At 58.4% G+C, this 876-nt stretch carries 1 protein-coding gene and 1 pseudogene; both read left to right on the top strand.

All coding sequences use genetic code 11. The features are described 5' to 3' along the window. The coding region (locus tag NX773_RS23440; RefSeq protein WP_258858643.1) for a hypothetical protein at positions 1-233 on the top strand (233 nt) is incomplete at its 5' end. 20 nt (positions 234-253) lie between these two features. Continuing rightward, a pseudogene (locus NX773_RS23435) lies at positions 254-876 on the top strand (hypothetical protein); the annotation flags it as partial.

Below are 876 nucleotides of genomic sequence, written 5' to 3'. Positions count from 1 at the left end.
CATACACGCTGCATTTCGCAAACGGCCAAAAGAAGAATGGCACGCTTGACAGCAACGGCATGGCCGAGGAACGCAACTTGCCGGACACCGTAGACAAAGTGGTGTATCACAACCCGCCGTCTGCCCAAGATGAACCTCGGCCGACCGTCGGCGATTTGCTGTCAGAGCTCGAGCCGCTCGTGGCCCGAGAGCCCAAGATCATGAATGCGAACCCGGACCACGGAGGAAACTAGTGGGAGCCACAGACCAGACAGTGCAAGCACTAAACGAAGTCAATGGGGGAGAAAAGCCCGACGACGTGGGGTTGGGCGAGTGGATCTGGGGCGCGCTGCAGGGTGACTTCAACCAGGACCGATCGGCTGGCCAAATTGGCTTCGACATGGTGATCTCACTGATTCCGATCGTGGATACCGTGATGGACGTGCGCGATCTTTGCGGGAACATCAAGCAATACCGCAAGGACCCGGCCAACAAGGTGACGCTGTTCTTCATTGCGACCACCGTGGTCGGCTTTGTCCCGGAAATCGGCACCGTCGTGAAGAGCGTCCTGCGTATCGTCTGGGTCTACCTGAAGCCGCTGATCAAGACCGCGGACGACATTACAAACGCGAGCAAGCTGGTCGCGGCTGCCACACGGGCTTGCGATGACGCGCTGCCCAAGATCACGGAATACCTTCAGCACAACCGGGTCGCGAGATGGGCCACGGATGGCAAGCTGCCGGACGTGTACAAGTTTGCGGCCAAGACCCTCCGCGAGGCGGCCGACAAACTCAGTCCGGCAACGTTAGGCCGCCTGCTCAATGAAAAACTCAACGATCTGAACACCCTTCTGGGGAAGATCAGGTCGATTGTGCCTAGCACAATCCGTGAGCAAAT

Origin of the sequence: Massilia solisilvae (assembly GCF_024753215.1) — a bacterium.
In the GTDB taxonomy this organism is placed as follows: Bacteria; Pseudomonadota; Gammaproteobacteria; order Burkholderiales; family Burkholderiaceae_D; genus Telluria; species Telluria solisilvae.
Note: the sequence above shows the minus strand (reverse complement) of the source record. Positions and strands in the feature narration are given on the sequence as shown.